Source organism: Rickettsiales bacterium (genome assembly GCA_035765535.1).
In the GTDB taxonomy this organism is placed as follows: domain Bacteria; phylum Pseudomonadota; class Alphaproteobacteria; order Rickettsiales; family JABCZZ01; genus JABCZZ01.
The window spans coordinates 24,784-41,252 of sequence record DASTXE010000006.1 but is presented as its reverse complement, the minus strand read 5'-3'; the positions used below and the strand labels follow the sequence as shown (position 1 = coordinate 41,252).

At 50.4% G+C, this 16,469-nt stretch carries 15 protein-coding genes; 11 read left to right on the top strand and 4 right to left on the bottom strand.

What is annotated here, in order from left to right; all coding sequences use genetic code 11:
- Positions 1 to 68 precede the first annotated feature (68 nt).
- The gene (locus VFT64_08820; GenBank protein HEU5047928.1) at positions 69 to 1,136 is read left to right on the top strand and encodes a COX15/CtaA family protein; all 1,068 of its coding nucleotides are present in this window, start codon (positions 69 to 71) and stop codon (positions 1,134 to 1,136) included.
- Here VFT64_08820 and VFT64_08815 read toward each other — a convergent pair.
- The gene (locus tag VFT64_08815) at positions 1,133 to 2,230 is read right to left on the bottom strand and encodes an alpha/beta fold hydrolase (GenBank protein HEU5047927.1); all 1,098 of its coding nucleotides are present in this window, start codon (positions 2,228 to 2,230) and stop codon (positions 1,133 to 1,135) included. The genes VFT64_08820 and VFT64_08815 overlap by 4 nt on opposite strands.
- Positions 2,115 to 2,516: a hypothetical protein gene (locus VFT64_08810; protein HEU5047926.1), complete on the bottom strand. Its 402-nt coding sequence runs from the start codon at positions 2,514 to 2,516 to the stop codon at positions 2,115 to 2,117. Before VFT64_08810 ends, VFT64_08815 begins: the two co-directional genes overlap by 116 nt.
- Positions 2,517 to 2,619: 103 nt before the next feature.
- On the opposite strand from VFT64_08810, the gene phaR reads away from it, so the two are divergent.
- From phaR to VFT64_08765, 9 genes are all read left to right on the top strand, one after another.
- Positions 2,620 to 3,153, top strand: a complete 534-nt coding sequence (gene phaR, locus VFT64_08805; GenBank protein HEU5047925.1) for a polyhydroxyalkanoate synthesis repressor PhaR — start codon at positions 2,620 to 2,622, stop codon at positions 3,151 to 3,153.
- A complete protein-coding gene (gene dapE, locus VFT64_08800) occupies positions 3,150 to 4,277 on the top strand; it encodes a succinyl-diaminopimelate desuccinylase (GenBank protein ID HEU5047924.1) in 1,128 nt (375 codons plus the stop codon). Before phaR ends, dapE begins: the two co-directional genes overlap by 4 nt.
- 120 nt (positions 4,278 to 4,397) lie before the next feature.
- The gene (locus VFT64_08795; protein HEU5047923.1) at positions 4,398 to 5,390 is read left to right on the top strand and encodes a hypothetical protein; all 993 of its coding nucleotides are present in this window, start codon (positions 4,398 to 4,400) and stop codon (positions 5,388 to 5,390) included.
- Between the two features lie 86 nt (positions 5,391 to 5,476).
- The gene (acs, locus tag VFT64_08790) at positions 5,477 to 7,408 is read left to right on the top strand and encodes an acetate--CoA ligase (protein ID HEU5047922.1); all 1,932 of its coding nucleotides are present in this window, start codon (positions 5,477 to 5,479) and stop codon (positions 7,406 to 7,408) included.
- On the top strand, positions 7,408 to 8,505 hold the full coding sequence (locus VFT64_08785) for a GNAT family N-acetyltransferase (protein HEU5047921.1): 1,098 nt from the start codon (positions 7,408 to 7,410) through the stop codon (positions 8,503 to 8,505). The genes acs and VFT64_08785 overlap by 1 nt, the downstream gene beginning before the upstream one ends.
- A gap of 192 nt (positions 8,506 to 8,697) precedes the next feature.
- Complete coding sequence (locus VFT64_08780) at positions 8,698 to 10,020, top strand: hypothetical protein (protein ID HEU5047920.1); 1,323 nt, start codon at positions 8,698 to 8,700, stop codon at positions 10,018 to 10,020.
- A gap of 38 nt (positions 10,021 to 10,058) precedes the next feature.
- Positions 10,059 to 10,376, top strand: a complete 318-nt coding sequence (locus VFT64_08775; GenBank protein ID HEU5047919.1) for a plastocyanin/azurin family copper-binding protein — start codon at positions 10,059 to 10,061, stop codon at positions 10,374 to 10,376.
- Between the two features lie 34 nt (positions 10,377 to 10,410).
- Positions 10,411 to 12,042, top strand: a complete 1,632-nt coding sequence (locus VFT64_08770) for a methyl-accepting chemotaxis protein (protein ID HEU5047918.1) — start codon at positions 10,411 to 10,413, stop codon at positions 12,040 to 12,042.
- A gap of 6 nt (positions 12,043 to 12,048) precedes the next feature.
- Complete coding sequence (locus VFT64_08765) at positions 12,049 to 14,034, top strand: SCO family protein (protein HEU5047917.1); 1,986 nt, start codon at positions 12,049 to 12,051, stop codon at positions 14,032 to 14,034.
- Between the two features lie 27 nt (positions 14,035 to 14,061).
- On the opposite strand, the gene VFT64_08760 is transcribed toward VFT64_08765, so the two are convergent.
- Positions 14,062 to 14,202, bottom strand: a complete 141-nt coding sequence (locus VFT64_08760) for a hypothetical protein (GenBank protein HEU5047916.1) — start codon at positions 14,200 to 14,202, stop codon at positions 14,062 to 14,064.
- Positions 14,203 to 14,244: 42 nt separating this feature from the next.
- Positions 14,245 to 15,528 carry a DNA-directed DNA polymerase gene (locus VFT64_08755; protein HEU5047915.1) on the bottom strand — a complete coding sequence of 428 codons (1,284 nt, stop codon included), beginning with the start codon at positions 15,526 to 15,528 and terminating at the stop codon, positions 14,245 to 14,247.
- Between the two features lie 116 nt (positions 15,529 to 15,644).
- Here VFT64_08755 and VFT64_08750 point away from each other — a divergent pair, with 116 nt between their 5' ends.
- Positions 15,645 to 16,454 carry a 2OG-Fe(II) oxygenase gene (locus VFT64_08750; protein HEU5047914.1) on the top strand — a complete coding sequence of 270 codons (810 nt, stop codon included), beginning with the start codon at positions 15,645 to 15,647 and terminating at the stop codon, positions 16,452 to 16,454.
- Positions 16,455 to 16,469: the final 15 nt, after the last annotated feature.

Genomic DNA, 16,469 nt, shown 5'->3' with positions numbered 1-16,469 from the left:
TGCTCATGGTAGTCCCCGATATGCTATGTAGAAATTGCTTTTCGCTTTTATAGGCATTAATAGGAGCTATGCAACTACAAACCTCAAAAACTCCCAATGTTGCGGTCAGCATATGGATTTCGCTGTGCCTGGCCGTGTTCGCATCCATTATGATGCTGGATTATGCCGCTAATTTTATGGGAGGCGGTGTCGCGATTACCAAATGGAAGCCGCTGGAAACCGTAACGTTTCCGGTAGACGATGCGCAATTCGAGGCTATTTTTGAGGATTACCGGAAGCTGCCCCAGTTTACCAAGACGTTTCCGGAAATGGACGTATATGGGTTCAAGACAATCTATCTCGTCGATTATGCTCGCTATATTCTGGAATATCTGCTGGTCGGGCTGTATCTGATTCCGCTTTTATGCTTTTATTGTTTTAAGCGGGTCAGTGTGCTCAATGTGGCGGCATTTACAGCCATTTTTCTGTGGGGGAGCGTCAGGAATTTTCTCGATCTGTATATGAGTACGGCTTCTTTATATGCAGAGCCGTATTTCGTACCTTATGGCTTAAGCATACAGACTGGCATGCAGTTTGTCTTTTTTGCGCTTATGTTGTGGCAGTTGCTTAGTTTCACTTACCCGAAGCAGGGGATAGGCGGCTTTGAACTTCCCAAACCTTCCTGGTTCATGAAAGTCTTTGCCTGTATCGTGCTGGCGGGTATTTCGCTGCAGATAGTGCTAGGGGGAGCAAAAACGGGCCTGCATGCGGTACTGACTTTCAATACGGTGCCGGTCATGGATAATAACAGTCTGCTGCCGGAAGGTTTATGGCCGATGACGCAGTGGTACCGTAATCTTTTTGAAGATGCTACGACGGCGCAATTCGTGCATAAACTGATTGCGGGGGGATTGTTCGGACTGATTACATTGTTCTGGATTGTCGGGCGTAATAACCCTCATGTGGCTCACTTGCTGGCGATTCTGTTTTCGATCTTTGTGGTGGAGGTGCTGCTGGGAACCCTGACGTTGCTTTTTGCCGAGCCTACTTCCATTTCGCTGCTGCATTATGCGGATGCAATTTTAGTATTCGGCATTGCAGTCAGTGTCGTACACAGACTGTTTATCCCGATTAAAAGCATTTCTTACGATTTCTAGTCGACGAGCCATTCCCGGAACGGTTCCCAGAGTGCGGATTTGCGCCGCCTTCCGGCCATCATGCTGATATGGCCGCTATACGGTTCGATCAGGGTGGGATTTTTCAATTGAGCGGTAAGCGGAAGGGCGCAGTCCGACGGCACAATTTTGTCATCCTTGGGTATGGCGACAAAGCTTGGAATAGTAAGCTCCTGGGGAAGCACCGGCCTGCCACCGACATGCCACTGCCCTTTGGCAGGCTGGTTATACTGCGTCCAGTTGATCAGGCAGTCATGGGCCACGCCGCGGGTCATGTCGATACCGTCTGTCGCCCAATGTTCAATCGCGATGAAATCCTGCGTAGCCGGTGCGGCCGGGTCCATGGCGGCGAAGTCTTTCAGCTTGTTCTGAAAAGCGCAAGGATTAGCGTAGTGGAATAACAGATGGATGAATTCCGCCGGTATAGTATCCCTCGCGTTTAGCTGTTTTCTGAGCTCTTCGATCTCCGGTTCTTCCAATGCGAAACGGGGGAAGCTCGGTGCCAAAAAATCCCACGGTGTTGCGAAGAATGCGATTTTATCGGCCAGTTCGGGGCGGGTACAGGCCAGTGCCATTGCGAGCAATCCTCCCATGCAATAGCCGCCATACGCCAGCGAACCGGTCGTTTGCCTGCGTATATATTCCGCCATCGGCACCAGGACTTCCGTCACATACAGCGCGCAATTGAGATAATATTCCTGTTCGCGGGGCGTTCCCCAATCCACAATGAATACGCGTATCCCATGCTCACGCAGATAACGCGCAAAACTCAGCCGTTTCGTGAGGTCCATGATGTAATAGCGGTTGATCAGCGAGGGGATGAGCAGAATCGCAGGCGCATTGGCTTTGTCACAGCCATAATCCAGCAGCCTGGCACTGCCTATTGTGATTACGGCATTCGGTTCCGGAATATCGCGCGTGAAATCAGTGCGGTTGAATTTATGAACGCAGGCCAGCAGTTCAGCTGTTCTTTTTTCCGCCTCTTCTTCCACTGCGAGCGCGAGTTTGCTGTCGCTTTGCAGGTCGTTCCATGCTTTCTGCAGAAAGGCTGCCGATGCCGGAGATGATCCTGACAAAGGAGGATTCAAGGGCCCCGATCCGGCCTTCGAGAGCTGTAAGGCGCTCCTCGATGCCAGCAAGGGAAGCATGTTCATGAACAGATGCAGCGGAAGCGCCTGCTGACGGTGATGAAGTAGAGTGGTGACCATAAGTTGCGTTATCTTTAGCAGAAAAAGACGTTGCCTGCATCATTTGTAAGAATGTGCGCACGAATTCGCTGTCATTCATCAGGGCTGCTGTGTTTTTCTGCCACAGATCAATGAACTGGCCTGCAAGTTTCCGATATTCATCTTTTTCAGACATTTGTGTTGCGATGCAGCAAATAACGTGCTAGAAATGGAGAATAAACGTGCATAATTGCACCCTTTATCAGCAAATACAATAGAAAAGACGGTGAGGAGGATTTATGCCAGGCATGACAAACGGTCAGGTGGTAATTAAAAAATACGCCAATCGTCGTCTCTATGATACCAATACGAGCAGCTATATTACGCTGGATGATCTATGCACTATGGTCAAAAATGGCGTAGATTTCATTGTTATTGATGCAAAAACCGAAGAAGACCTTACCCGCCAGGTATTGACGCAAATCATATTCGATCAGGAATCAAAGGGTTACAGCATGCTCCCGATTAAATTCCTGCGCACGATCATCGGGTTTTACGGCGGCAGAATGCAGAAGTTCCTGCCTTCCTATCTGGAAGCCACAATGGAGAATTTCACTGTGAACCAGGACCGTATGTTCGATTATTTCTCGCGTAATTCCACGTTCTCGCCTTTTTCCCAGTTCGAGGAAATCGGAAAGCAGAATTTTGCCTTGTTCACCAAGGCATTCTCGATGTTCAATCCTTTTGACGCTACTGCTAAGGAAGCACCGCAGCCGGAAGCAGAAACCGAAGCAGAAGAGTCGCAGCAGCGCAAGGTTGCCGGTAAGAAATGATCGATCCGGTTGCACTTGCCCAGGAATTAATCCGCGTTCCCAGTATTACTCCGAAAGATGAGGGTGTCATGGGCGTGCTCAGGAAACATCTTGAGGCGCTGGGATTCGTTTGCCATCAGGTTACGTTTTCGGATGCGCCGGGAGAGCCCACTGAAAATCTTTACGCGCGGCTTGGTACAGCACAGCCTAACATATGTTTTGCCGGTCATGTGGATGTCGTGCCGACGGGAGATACCGGAAAATGGTCAGTCGATCCGTTTGCGGCTGTTATCAAAGATGGTTATCTTTACGGGCGCGGCGCAGAGGATATGAAAGGCGCGATTGCGGCTTTTGTGGCTGCTGTAAGTGAACGGGTTAAAACGCCGATGCAAGGCTCGATCAGCCTGCTAATCACCGGAGATGAAGAAGGTGTGGCAGTCAATGGCACGCGCAAAATGCTGCCGTGGTTGAGAGCGCGCGGTGAGCAGATTGACGGCTGCATTGTGGGTGAGCCTACCAATCCCAAAGAACTTGGTCAGATGGCAAAGATCGGCCGACGCGGCAGTGCTTACGGTAAATTGACCGTTATCGGGAAACAGGGCCATGCGGCTTATCCTGAGCTGGCGGATAACCCCGTCACCAGTATCATCGAGATATTGCAGCGGCTGAAGGCGACGCCGATTGATAGCGGAAGCAAATTTTTTCCTCCCTCTAATCTTGAGATCACTACGATTGATGTTGGAAATACCGCAGGGAATGTTATTCCGGCGGAAGCGCGCGCGCAATTTAATATCCGCTTCAACGATCAGCACAATGCGCAGACCATTGAAGCATGGGTGCGTGAGCAGATTGCACTGACGCAGGCTGAGACCAAGCTCGAATGGCGTGTCTCGGGCGAATCCTTCATCACACCGCCCGGTAAACTGAGTGCTTTGCTGGTACAGGCTGTCAAGGAAGTGACCGGTCTGACACCGGATCTTTCCACGACGGGCGGCACGTCAGATGCGCGTTTTATCAAGGATATCTGTCCTGTTGTCGAGTTCGGCACTACAGGTCTCACTCCGCATGCCATCGACGAACGTGTGAAGGTGGAAGATCTGGTGAAGCTCAAAGACATTTACCTGCACGTGCTGCGCCATTTCTAGACAGACTAACCCCCTGATTTATTAACTAATTTGAACATTGTGTGACAGCAGTCCTTACGAGTTGGATTGCAGGATATATTTTTGTATTGTTGAGCCAGATCATGTCCTTACGGGTAGATTATGGCAGAGGCCAATACTATCGCACCGGATACCCCGGCGAATGAAGCGCATTCGCGGCAAAGCTTCGGCCAAAAAATCTGGGGTTATGCAAAATCACGTTTCAATAGTGATAACTGGTTTGGCAGTCTTATTACGGCTTGTTTCGCTTACGTCAATTATGAATCCCTGCTGTCAGCCCGCACCCGGCTGGTGCATGGCAAACTTACCAGAGACAGGCCGAGGGAATTCAGTGCACAGGTGCAGATAGCTGAAAAAGTCTGGTCTTTCTCTTCTGCGCGGGGTGGAATGTTTCCTGAAGGCCATACACTGGGGCAACGTATAACGAATGCCTTCCTGCACCCGCAGCGCTCTTCTACCCAGTTTGAATGGCTGATCCTGATGCCGGTGTTCATGTTCAATAACCTGAATCATATCAAGTTAGGTCTTAAAGCGCACGGTGTTGGATTGAAGGCAGGAGAGATAGCGTATGCACCTGAGAAAATAAGGCTTTATTCAGGATTATATCAGCTGGTAGCGCAGTCATTAAAAGGCTATGGCCATTTTAGAAAACATAATGATGAGCCTATTATTGAAGATGTGAGATCACTATCCGTTTCCGGTCCAGGCGGTTTAGGCAAGCTGAATACGGAATTGTTTGTCCCCATTAAAAAGATGTGGAAGCATGACAGAGTATTTTTGATTGGGAGTGTATTGAATGTATTTTCTCCAGCATTTGCAGGGATAGAAGCCTGGCGTAAACAGGGAAGAAGTAGCGTAGAGGCAAAACATCTTGCACGGCAGACAGCGATTACAGGACTCATTGTGGCTGCGGAAGGTGTCTATGGTGCGCAGCGTATTGTAAAAAGTAATTACACCCAAAAGCATCGGGCGGATGCAGGCGGGCATGTTGCAAGGCTAGGGCAAACATATCCTGCGATACAAGATTCCAGCCATCAGGAAAGACTCACTTCTTTAAGGCAAGCCTGGAAGGAATCACAGGAGCAGCAGCTGTGAAATAACGAACGTTACAGTGCTTGCATAAAACAGCCGGTGCTCATAAAGTGAATCGCTCAATATAAAATCTACTTATGGGCATTGTTATGTCTGAGAAAATTATTCCGGTTGATCCTGCATTTGCAAAGACGGCGCATATTAATCGTGAGCGCTATCTGGAGCTTTATAAGGAGAGCATTGAAGCGCCGGAAGCTTTCTGGGGAAAGCAGGCGGAGCGGCTAGAGTGGGCGCGTAAGTGGAATAAGGTAAAGAATACACGTTTTACGCCGGATGTATCGATTAAGTGGTTTGAGGGCGGCAAGCTCAATGTGAGTGCAAACTGCATCGACCGCCATCTGGAAAAGAAGGCCGATAAGACGGCTATTATCTGGGAAGGGGATGATCCTTCCGAATCACGCCATATAACCTATCGTGAACTGCATGAATATGTCTGCAGGCTGACGAATGTGCTGATTGCGCGCGGCGTTAAAAAAGGCGACCGCGTGACGATTTACATGCCGATGATTCCGGAAGCCGCTTATGCCATGCTCGCCTGTGCGCGCATCGGCGCGGTGCATTCGCTGGTGTTCGGCGGATTCTCGCCGGAGGCGTTGCGAGGGCGTATTGAAGACTGCAAGAGTGATTTTATCATCACGGCGGATGAGGGCGTGCGCGGCGGTAAGGCTATTCCGCTCAAGCGCAATGTCGATAAGGCCATACACGATCTGCCCCAGGTGCGGCATGTGCTTGTGGTGCATCGCACGGGCGGGCATATAGAATGGCATCCGAAGCGCGATCTTTGGTATCACGAAGAAATTAAAACAGTATCCGCCACCCATACGCCGGAAGCGATGGATGCGGAAGATCCGCTTTTTATTCTTTATACCTCCGGTTCAACGGGCAAGCCCAAAGGAGTGCTGCATACATCGGCGGGTTACCTGCTCTATGTGGCCATGACGCATGAGCTGGTGTTCGACTACCGCGAAGGCGAGATTTACTGGTGCACGGCGGATGTGGGCTGGGTTACTGGGCATAGTTACATTGTCTATGGTCCGTTATGCAACGGCGCGACGACGCTGATGTTTGAAGGCGTGCCGAGTTATCCGGATGCTTCGCGTTTCTGGCAGGTGGTGGACAAGCATGATGTCAGTATTTTTTATACGGCTCCCACGGCCATCCGTGCGCTGATGCGTGAGGGGGATTCCTATGTGCAGCTTACCTCTCGCCGTAGCCTTCGCTTGCTTGCGAGTGTCGGCGAGCCCATCAATCCGGAAGCCTGGATGTGGTATTACAATATGGTGGGTGAAGAACGCTGCCCGGTCGTGGATACGTGGTGGCAGACGGAGACCGCCGGTCATATGATCGCCCCGTTGCCAGGAGCGGTGGATCTGAAACCCGGTTCCGCCACGGTGCCATTCTTCGGCGTGCAGCCCGTATTGCTGGACAGTGACGGTAAGGTGATCGAAGGGGAAGGCGAGGGCATGCTCTGTATCGCCGATTCATGGCCTGGTCAGGCGCGTACGGTTTACGGCGACCATGAACGCTTCGAGCAAACTTATTTCTCCTCGTTCAAAGGCTATTATTTCAGCGGTGACGGGTGCAGGCGCGATAAAGACGGTTATTACTGGATCACGGGCCGTGTTGACGATGTGATTAACGTATCCGGTCATCGTCTGGGCACGGCGGAGATCGAGAGTGCGCTGGTGGCGCATAAGCTTGTGGCGGAAGCGGCAGTCGTCGGGTTTCCGCATGATATTAAGGGGCAGGGTATTTATGCCTATGTGACGCTCAATGCCGGTGTGAAGGTCAATGACCAGTTGACCAAGGAGCTTATTCAATGGGTGCGTGCCGAGATCGGCCCGATTGCGACGCCGGATCATATTCATTTTACCCATGAGCTGCCTAAGACTCGTTCCGGTAAAATCATGCGTCGCATCCTGCGCAAAATCGCGGAAGGAGAGCTTGGGGCGCTGGGAGATACTTCCACGCTTGCCAATCCGGATATTGTTGATCATTTAGTAAAAGGCGCTGCGAAGTAATGGATTTTGCCATATTAACGTCGGACACGGAAATTGCTGTTATCGCTGAAGAATGGCGGCAACTTCATAACGCTATAGGAACCAGCCCTTTTTCCGGTTTCGATTATTTTGACTGCTGGTGGCGCACCACAGGAAACACAAATGGGCGTGTTTTGCATATCGTTACCGCGAGAGAGAACGGTAAGCTTATTGGTGTGTTGCCACTGGCGGTGGTGCGTCGCAAGGGATTCCGTGTTTTGCAGGCGACCGGTGCAGAGGCGTTCTATCAGGCCGATATTCTTTGCGCGAATCCTGAGCAGGCACAGGCATTGTGGCAGGCAGCCAGAAATAGCAAAGCATATGACTTTATTCATATACGCGATGTCTGCCCCGGTTCGCTGGACGAGCAGGCGCTGAACTCTTTCGCCACGGCGCATGAACGCAACCGGGCACCTTACCTGAAGCTGGAGTGGAAAGACGCGGAAACCTATAAGGCAACATTGCCACGCAAGGTGCGTACGGATCTGAACCGCCGCCTGCGCCGCCTGGAAGAAAAAGCGCCGGTGAAATATACGGTGTGCGAATCGTTACCGCTGCCTGAAGGTATTATTGAAGGCATGGTTAAGCAAAAGACAGCGTGGTGCAATGAACTTGGCCTGCAAGGCATGTTCGATCAGCCGAACGTGCTGGCGTTCTTCCGTCTTTTTGCGGCGGAAGCGGCAAAACGCGGTGAACTTTTCCTTGCATGGCTGCAGTGTGGTGAGGACGTCATTGCACACCATCTGGCGCTGCGATATGGTAAAAAGCTTATCAGCTATGTCGTTTCCAATGATGCGGCTTATTTTCAATATTCTCCCGGCCATCTTGCAAACCTGAATGCGATTAGCTGGGCTCTTGAGCATGGTCTTGAGGAGTTTGATCATATGCAGGGCGATTTCGCCTACAAGTATCAGTTTGCAAATGATGTGCGCGAGTGTGTTGAGTATACCGCCAGTACATCTTTCTACGGATGGCTTGGGGCAAAACTGTTTATCGGACGGCGCGATATCAGAAGCAAGTTGGGGCCATATAAGCGTTCGCTTATCGGATGGTACAAAAAATCCTTTAAGAGAAAATAATAATTATTCTCAGTTATTTGTGCTGAAAATGCAACTTCCACATATAAAACTTATGCGTGCGTAGTTTGCTCTTGCAATAAGGTGATTAGTGTAAGAATTTTATAAAAACTCACCCTTAATCAGGAAAATATCATGCGGAAGATTTTGCACCTTTTAAAGTCAAGTGCTTTACTTGGAGGACTTGCCGTTTGCATGTTTTCCAGCCAGGCAGAGGCAACACCGGCTTTTGCAGTACAAACTTCGCAGCCTTGCGAAGCGTGTCACGTTGGTGCGTACGGGCCGCAGCTGACTCCGTATGGACGTGATTTTAAGCTGTATGGCTATACCGCGGATGACGGAAAAAAACATTTTCCGCCGGTAGCGTTTATGGAGCGTACAACGTTTACGCACACTAAAGATAGCCAGAGTGCACCGCCGGAGCATGGCTACGGCACTAACGATAACTTCAGCATTGGTGAAGCATCGCTGTTCTATACCGGAAAGGTGACAGACAATATCGGCGTTTATCTTGAGCCGATTTCCTATGAAGGCGCTTCGCGCAATACCGGTTGGGCAAACTCCGAAGTGCGTGTAGTGCATGAAGGCAAGTTATTCCATAAGGATTATATCGCCGGTATCACGGTCAATAATGCGCCCACCGTTTCAGATTTATGGAATGCAACGCCGCAATGGGGCTGGCCGTATGATGCTGTGGAACTTGCACCAACCCCGACAGCAGGCACTCTGCTTGGCGATGGAACTGCTGGGTTCCAGGTGGCCGGTGCCGGTGCATACGTCATGTTTAATAACTGGGTGTATGCCGAATTCGAGCTGTATCATGGCTTAAGCGCCGGAACGCGCAATTTTGTGGGCGCTATCCCCGTTACCGGAACGGATACGTATGAAGGGGTGATGCCATACTGGCGTCTTGCCTTGCAGCATGATTTCGACCATCACAGGCAGTATCTGGAAGTCGGCGCTCTGGGAATGATGGCGAACGTCAATCCGGGCGGCGATGCGAGCGCAGGCGTCGGCGATAAGAAGACCGATGTAGGATTCGATGCCAATTACCAGTGGCTTGGCAAAGAGAATATTATCTCCGCCCATGCTCTCTATATGCATGAAAACACGGACCTGCATGCAAGCGAAGTGCTTGCAGGGACCAACAGCTCGGATCAGCTGCAGGAGTTCAAGGCGAATGTTTCTTACAGCTATAAGAACACCTGGATACCGACCATCGGTTACTTCCGCACATGGGGCTCCGACGATGCCGCTTACTGGCAGACTTCCACCGGAAGCGCCAGCCCGAACAGCGCCGGTTATACAGCTGAACTTGCCTATGTTCCCTGGGGGAAAGAAGACTCTATTATCCAGGGAGCGAATGCACGATTCGAACTACAGTATACAGGCTATACACAGTTTGACGGGGTAAGCACGCATGCGGGAGCGAATAATACGATTTTCCTGAATCTTGGGATATTTTTTGATCCTGTGCCCTATCTGAATGGCGATTATGACAAAAAAGGTTCTAATTAGTACTTCGGATCGGTTTAATTCAAACAAGCGAGATTAAAATGCGTAAAATATTTTTTGCTGCTGTATGTGCGGTTTCGGCGATGGCATCTTCTGCCTATGCGGATGTGACGGTCGATCAGGCAGACAAACTGTTTTCTACCGACCAGATCAGCGTTAAGCCCGGCGATACGGTACACTATAATAATAAAGACACTGTAACCCACAACATCAAGGTGATCACACCGGATGGCGATGCTCAGGATAAGGGATTGCAGAAGCCGGGTCAGGCGATTGACGTAAAATTCGATAAAGCAGGGGAATATGAAGTCCGCTGTGCTATCCACCCCACTATGAAGATGACGGTAGAAGTAAAGTAAGGTAGAGTTAAGGCAAGGCGATTTTGGGGGAGCCATGTCCATTCGATTGGCGTTGATGCTGGGAAATTTATTTATCCTTATGCTTATCATAGGGATAGGGGGATTTGGCTATCAGGAGTTAAAGAAATCTGCTGCCAGTGTGGATGCATTGTCCACGGTGGCGATGGATATGTATGATAAGGCGTTTGAAGGGGTGGATTATGCCCACCGCGTCCAGACCTTGTTCGTCAAATTTATGGCGAGTCATGAAGGGGCAACCGCTTCTTTCGGCGATAGTGCCTCCAAACAGCAGCTGCAAACGATTCTGGATAATATGGATGTCGACATCGAGCGTGCGATGAATGACAAGACCAAGCATCAGGCAGAAAATATCCGAGGACAGATCAAACATATCATGGATGAGCCGGCTTTGACCACGCAGGCGGATCTTACGAAGATAGATAAGGGACTTTCTCAGTTAGTCGATAATTTTTCCGACGGTGGTTTCCTTTACCGCTCCAAGGCGGACCGTCAGGTTTCTACTGCCCATAAGGCACTTGCTGAAAATGAGAAATTGTTAATCATAGCGCTTGTTGGAGCTGCTTTGATCGCCTTGATTATTGCCCTGGTATTAGGCCAGTATATTACACCATCATTGAAGCAGGCGGCGATTGTGGCCAATGCTGTGGCGGATGGGCGGTTGGATAATAATATTAAGGTTAGCGGGTGCCTTGAAGCGAAGCGATTGCTTACAGCTTTGTCCGTCATGCAAAATGCGTTGGCAGAAAATCTTAAGGAAATTGAAAATGGGAAGAAGAAAGAACTGCTGCTTTCGGAAGAAGCCAGGAGCAGCCGCCTGAAACTTGCCGATAGTTTTGAATCCGGCGTGCATGGGATTATCGAGTCCATTAATGCGGCGGCCAGTGCGCTTAACAATACCGCAGAGGGAATGGGGCGTGTCGTAGGCGATGTAAGCCAGAAGAGCAATTCAGCTTCTGCGGCTTCGGGTGAGACAGCGGCCAATGTCGAGCACGTGGCAACAGCGGTTGAGGAACTTTCCACGGCGGTACAGGAAATATCGAGTCAAATTGCCAAATCCACGGCGCTGGTTACGGAAACGGTTCACCGGACGGATAAAGCGGACCAGACCACCCAGGTACTGGCGGCGGCGGTTGAGCAGATCAGTCAGATTCTTTTACTCATTGAGAATATTGCAGGGCAGATTAATTTGCTGGCACTCAATGCCACTATCGAAGCTGCACGTGCGGGGGATGCCGGAAAGGGGTTTGCTGTTGTCGCCTCCGAAGTGAAGAATCTTGCAAGCCAGACTGCCAAGGCTACCGAAGAGATATCGAAGCATATTAATAATATCCAGGCTGTTTCCAAGGATGTGACTGTTGCCCTGAATGCCATTAAGACCTCCATTTCAGATGTGAATCAATATGCGGGCGGGATTTCCGCGGCTGCGGAAGAGCAGTCGGCCACGACGACGGAGATTTCAACCAATATGCAGCATGCCCTGACCGGGGTGCAGCATATTACGGAAAATATCTCTTCTATCTCCCAAGGCATGGGGGAAGTGGACCATGAAGCGAAGAATGTGCTTGACGCGGCGAAGATGTTGTCCGAACATTCCGATACATTGCGGCACCAGGTTCGGATGCTGCTCCAAGGAATAAGGGCTTAATTCTGCATGAAAGCGTTCGGCGTCTGTTTTCTTCTGATTGCTGCGGTATTGGTATATAGCGTGTTTCTGGCATCTCCCGATTCCATCCCGGAAACGCGGGGCTTGACGGAGATCAGTAGCGCTGACGGTGTGCTGGATGCTACTATGGAAGCTACGGATAAGCAGCTTACACTGGACGGGGTGACCGTTAATACTTCTGTTTATAACGATCAGTATGCGGCCCCTTTACTCCGTGTGCGTCCCGGAGACAGAATGCGTATCCGCCTGATCAATCATACTTCCGGTCCCACCAATATTCATTTTCACGGAATAGAAACCTCACCGCTGGGGAATGGGGATAATGTCCACGTCAACGTGGAGCCGGGCCAGACTTTCGATTACGATGTCCGTGTATCCAAGGATCAAGCTCCGGGGCTATATTGGTATCATGACCATACGCATGGAATCGCCGAAAAGAATGTTATGCGTGGGTTGAGCGGAGCACTGGAAGTGGAAGGGATTGAGGACGTCCTGCCTCAGCTCGCCAGGCTCAAGCAGCGCGTATTCGTGCTGAAAGATTATGAATTTCCGGAGTCTAAGGACCCTCATATTGTGCGCGACCTGCACCGGGTGATCCAAACGATTAACGGGCAGACGGATGTTGTACTCCGTATGCATCCGGGGGAAACTCAGTTTTGGCGCTTCTCCAACCAGAGCCCGAATCGCCTGTTTCATCTGGCCGTAAAAGGGATGCAGTTCCGCATTGTCGAAATGGATGGCCGCCACACGTTGCATGAAACTATGACCGATGTATTGACCGTTTTACCCGCCAGCCGGTTGGAAGTACTGGTGACGGCAGGACAGCCAGGAATTCACGAAATTGTGACGCAGAACGTAATGACCGGATGCTACCCTAACTGCAAACTTGAGCGCGTACAGGGCAAAGTGATTGTGAGCGGTATGCCGGAAACCCCGCTACCTGCCATTACGGAATTTCCTAAAGAGCATGATTTACGCTCTGATAAGATCGATGCGACCAGAGATTTTGTCTATTCGGAGTCGGCAGATGAAGGCAAATATTATATAAACGGTCAGCTCTTTAATATGAACCGTGTCGATTTCCGTGTGCCGTTGGGGCATGTGGAAGAATGGACGATTCGCAACGACTCCGATGATTTTCACACTTTTCATATCCATCAGCTGCATTTTCAGGTCGTAGAGGTGAATGGCAAAGAGGTGCCATTTAATGGTTATGTGGACAATGCCGGTGTTCCTGAGCGCAGTACCGTCAAGGTGATTATTCCGTTCACCGATCCGGCCATTGTCGGCACGTTTATTGCGCATTGCCATGTGCTGGAGCATGAGGATAAAGGTATGATGGCTCATGTGGAAGTCTATGATCCGGCGGTTAAGGATGCCGCTTCTTTCTTCCAGCCCTTTGCTGATAACGCCGCACCTGCTTATACCAATCAGGATGGAAAATCCGTTCAGGAGAAAGATTTCCGGGATAAGTATATGCTGGTATTTTTCGGATTTACCCACTGCATGCATGTCTGCCATCATGCGCTGCATCGCATGGCGTCGGTGATGGATGTTCTGAAGAAACAGGGAAGTGAGGTCGCACCCGTTTTCGTATCAGTTGATCCTATGAACGATAGTCCTTCGGTGCTGCAGGATTATCTGAAGCCCTTTAATGGAGCTCTTACGGGACTGGTGGGAAGCCAGGAACAGAAGCAGCTGCTGGATAAGCTGCATGAAGCTTATCGCAATAGAGCTGCGGAAAATGACAAAGGCGGAAAGTTTCCGGGTACGGTACATTCCGATTATATCTACCTGCTGGATAAGCAGCATAAATATGTCAATGCTTACGCTATAGATGCAAGCGCATGGTATATTGCTGCGGATATACAGAAGCATCTGGAAAATGGCAGCAACGAGCCCGCTACAGATGCTAAAAGCACAGATAAGAGCAAGGATGATAACGAGGAAGATGATAAGGACGACGACGAATAAGAAGTTTGTTCAGTCGCGTCTATTCGCTTAGGGTACTTTGCCCTTATCCTGCTGGTCTTTGTAAATATAACCGCCGCCTGCGCCTGCCGCGCCGACCGCCAGCACAAAACAACCAGCAAGGCTGAAGCTTAAGGCGGTTACAATCATGATGGCTACAAATTTACGCATGTAAATATTAATGCCAAAACTGTTATAGTTTGCAACAGAATTTTATTCTAGGAACTCTTCCTTGTCGGGAATGCGCGTGAAGGCGATTTTACTGCCGGAAAAGCTGCGGCCCTGTGAAGGCAGCATTCCCACCAGAATTGAATCGCGGCCGAAGCGCTGATTTATTCTATCCAGCGCATGTGACATTTTCTCTGCTTTCAGGCGCTGTTTCAGTTCAGCTTCCGGCAATTCGGCAAACAGTTCCGGTTGCAGTTCATCGGCAGGCATCAGGTGGTGTATGTATAATGATACTTTACGGATCCGCATATGCTTGTTATTGCCCAGAAGCTTCTCCCATGCCTTATCCAGCAGATGCAGAAACGTCATGCTGTCCTGCGCGCGGTAACAGGATTCTTCTGCCTCCAGGCGCAACCCGTTTTCCAGTCTTAGCGCGAGGTGGAAACGTGCAGCGTAATAGCCCATGCGCCGCAGCCTGCTGGCGGATTTCAGCATAAGGCGGCGGGCGACGTAACGGGCTTTCTCAGGCACGCGCAGCTCCGGCGCCATCACATGGCTGTGGCTTATCGTTCGGCGTACGGTTTCTTCATCGGGCAGTTCATAGCCACGCAGTAGGTACCACACTTTTTCTCCCCATACGCTGCCCCAGACCTTTCGCATACGTGCGGCATCGAGTGCCCATAAGCTATGCATGTTGTTAATACCTGCTAGCAGCAGGCGCTTTTCCATATTGCGGCCGATTCCGGGAAGATCCCGCAGGGAGAGTTGCAGCAATCTGCCGGGCAGATCCTGTCCGTTCAGGATTGTCAAACCATCCGGTTTTTTGAGATCAGTAGCTATTTTAGCAAGGTAACGGTTCGGCGCGAGGCCGATAGAGCAGCGCACATATTCTCCTATATTGGCAGCCAGGCCTTTTTTAATGGAGAGAGCTATCTGTGTGGCGCGTTCGGGAGCGGTCTCGTTATCCATCAGCCGGCAGGCAACCTCGTCAATCGAGCATACGGCGCTGACGGGAATATGGTTGTTCACTTCCTCCAGGATACGGTGGTGAAAGTCTACATAGCGTTCATGCTGCGCCACTACGCAAATGATGCCGGGGCAAAGTTGCTTGGCTTCCCAGATCGGGGTGCCTGTTTTAACCCCGAACGCCTTGGCTTCATAACTGGCGGCGATGGCGCTGGTGGAATCCGTATCTACAGCCACGATTGCTACAGGTTTTCCGCGCAATTCCGGGCGCAGTTGCTGCTCCACGCTGGCGAAGTAGCTGTTAAAATCGACATACAGCCAGCGTAGCGTATTGGGCAACTCGGTTACGGATTCGGAAGACATGAGTATATATTAAAGCCGGGAACGAAAATTGTCTAGGCAGGCCGCAAATTGTCTGTTGCAAAATGGGGCGCTATGGTGTTTCCTGCTATAAATTAATGCAGCCGATGGATCAATCTATGCAACGTTCTGAAATTGCTTCCTATATTGTTGAAAAGCTAACCCCAATGGTAGAGGAACTCCGGCAGAAATGGAATAATTCAGGGCGGGTTCGCCATTTCTTTATTGATGACCTGCTGCCGGAGCATATTGCTCATGCCATTCGCATAGCCTATCCGCCTGCAGGCGAAATGCGGCTTAAGAAAAGCCTGCGCGAGCTTAAACATATTGCAGCGCAGATGAACCAGTATAATCCCTTGCTGGAGGAAGCGCTTTATGCGTTCCAGGATCCGCGCGTGGTGGAACTGGTCGCGCAGATTACGGGGCTTAAGGCATTAGAAGCAGATACACTGCTCTATGCCGGTGGGATTTCCATGATGGGGAAGGGGCATTTCCTTAATCCGCATATCGATAATTCACATGATAAAAACCGCGAAAAATACAGGGTGCTTAATCTTCTGTATTATGTTTCACCGGATTGGAAGATGGAAAACGGTGGCAATCTCGAGCTCTGGCCTGAGGGGCCGCAAGGCGCGCCATTGACGGTCGAAAGCCGTTTTAACCGTCTGGCTGTGATGGTGACAGATAAAACTTCCTGGCACTCCGTTTCTCCCATCACTGTGGACGATAATCGCTGTTGCGTTTCCAATTACTATTTTTCGGCTTATCCGGCCCATTCCGAAGATTATTTCCACGTAACGTCGTTCCGCGGCAGGCCGGAACAGAAGCTGCGCAATATTGTGCTGCAGGCGGACCAGATGTTGCGCATGGGGATACGCAAGCTGTTTCCTAAAGGAATCAAGGAAACCAAGCATTATTACAAGCAGTAAGCCACAATAACCTGT

What these genes read in the sequence shown, in the direction of transcription:
- VFT64_08755 (HEU5047915.1), bottom strand. Translation starts at nt 15,528, where the DNA reads ATGTCTTCCGAATCCGTAACCGAGTTGCCCAATACGCTACGCTGGCTG.
- VFT64_08820 (HEU5047928.1), top strand. Translation starts at nt 69, where the DNA reads ATGCAACTACAAACCTCAAAAACTCCCAATGTTGCGGTCAGCATATGG.
- VFT64_08750 (HEU5047914.1), top strand. Translation starts at nt 15,645, where the DNA reads ATGCAACGTTCTGAAATTGCTTCCTATATTGTTGAAAAGCTAACCCCA.
- VFT64_08795 (HEU5047923.1), top strand. Translation starts at nt 4,398, where the DNA reads ATGGCAGAGGCCAATACTATCGCACCGGATACCCCGGCGAATGAAGCG.
- VFT64_08760 (HEU5047916.1), bottom strand. Translation starts at nt 14,202, where the DNA reads ATGCGTAAATTTGTAGCCATCATGATTGTAACCGCCTTAAGCTTCAGC.
- acs (HEU5047922.1), top strand. Translation starts at nt 5,477, where the DNA reads ATGTCTGAGAAAATTATTCCGGTTGATCCTGCATTTGCAAAGACGGCG.
- VFT64_08810 (HEU5047926.1), bottom strand. Translation starts at nt 2,516, where the DNA reads ATGTCTGAAAAAGATGAATATCGGAAACTTGCAGGCCAGTTCATTGAT.
- VFT64_08785 (HEU5047921.1), top strand. Translation starts at nt 7,408, where the DNA reads ATGGATTTTGCCATATTAACGTCGGACACGGAAATTGCTGTTATCGCT.
- phaR (HEU5047925.1), top strand. Translation starts at nt 2,620, where the DNA reads ATGCCAGGCATGACAAACGGTCAGGTGGTAATTAAAAAATACGCCAAT.
- VFT64_08765 (HEU5047917.1), top strand. Translation starts at nt 12,049, where the DNA reads ATGAAAGCGTTCGGCGTCTGTTTTCTTCTGATTGCTGCGGTATTGGTA.
- dapE (HEU5047924.1), top strand. Translation starts at nt 3,150, where the DNA reads ATGATCGATCCGGTTGCACTTGCCCAGGAATTAATCCGCGTTCCCAGT.
- VFT64_08775 (HEU5047919.1), top strand. Translation starts at nt 10,059, where the DNA reads ATGCGTAAAATATTTTTTGCTGCTGTATGTGCGGTTTCGGCGATGGCA.
- VFT64_08780 (HEU5047920.1), top strand. Translation starts at nt 8,698, where the DNA reads ATGTTTTCCAGCCAGGCAGAGGCAACACCGGCTTTTGCAGTACAAACT.
- VFT64_08770 (HEU5047918.1), top strand. Translation starts at nt 10,411, where the DNA reads ATGTCCATTCGATTGGCGTTGATGCTGGGAAATTTATTTATCCTTATG.